This window comes from Streptomyces sp. NPDC002573, from assembly GCF_042889625.1.
GTDB classification, from domain to species: domain Bacteria; phylum Actinomycetota; class Actinomycetes; order Streptomycetales; family Streptomycetaceae; genus Streptomyces; species Streptomyces gibsoniae.
Genome location: NZ_JBIARC010000286.1, coordinates 1 through 1,104 on the forward strand (window position 1 = coordinate 1; position 1,104 = coordinate 1,104).

A 1,104-nucleotide genomic window follows, 5' to 3' on the forward strand; every position below is an offset into this window, starting at 1 on the left:
GGGAGCTGGGGGCGGGGGCCGGCGAGGGTGAGCATGACGAGGGCGATGACGGCGTCGGCGGAGTGGAAGCCGAAGCCTCTGCGGATGATCAGACGGGTTTTGGTGTTGGTGGACTCGATCAGTCCGTTGCTCATGCCGGTGGTCAGCGCGGAGCGGATTGCCTGGTAGTGGCGTCGGATACGGCGTTGGAGGTCGACGAAGACGCCGATGCGGCAGCGGCGGGCCCAGCCGATCCACCTGTCCAGTGCCCGCAGGGCGGCGGCGGGGCGGGACTTGGCCAGGGTGAACACGGCCCGCAGGGCCTCCTTCAGGCGCCAGGCGCGGTGCAGGCGGGGATCGGTGGCGGCGATCCAGGTGAGTTTCGCGGCCTGCCGGTCGGTGAGGTCGGCTTCGTTCTTCCACAGGGCGAAGCGGGAGTCCTTCAATGCCCGGGCCCGCTCGTGGTCCTGGGCCTGGCGGCGGGCGCGGTTCCAGCTCGAGCGGCGTTCGGCATCCAGGGCCTCGGTGGCCCAGGCGATGACGTGGAAGGGGTCCATGACGCGCAGGGCATGCGTGGCCCGGTGTTGAAGGACGTCGGCGATCCAGGCGGCGCCGTCGGCGCTGATGTGCGTCAAGCGGGCGGCGCGGTCGGCGCCGAGTTGGTCGAAGAAGCGGTGCAGGACGTCCTTGCCGTGCCCGTCGGCCATCCACACCACCCTCGCGGTGTCGTGGTCCACGACGACCGTCATGTACTTCTGTCCGCGGCGGTGGCTGATCTCGTCGATGCCGATCCGCCGCAGCCCCGACAGCCGGTCGACCAGCCGGTCGCGGTCGGCGACGTACCGCTCGACGATCGCGCCGATGGTCCGCCAGGAAGTACGCATCAGCTGCGCGGCCGCGCTCTTGGAGCACTCAGCAGCCATCCATGCCGCCTGGGCGTCGAAGGCGTGGGTATGCCCGGCGCCGTGACGGGCCCAGGGCACCGCGGCGACGGTCGTCCCGTGCTCCCGGCAGGCCACCCGCGGCGCCGCCGCCTCCAGGAACACCCGCAGCACCCCGTGGTCGAGGTCCCGCCACCGGCGCCGCCCCCGCCCCGCGTCGTACCAGGGCGCCGGACGCCGGCAG

At 72.4% G+C, this 1,104-nt stretch carries 1 protein-coding gene; it reads right to left on the reverse strand.

From position 1 onward, the window contains the following. On the reverse strand, positions 1-1,104 hold a 1,104-nt coding region (locus ACFYX0_RS47975; protein WP_388982219.1), incomplete at both ends, for an ISL3 family transposase.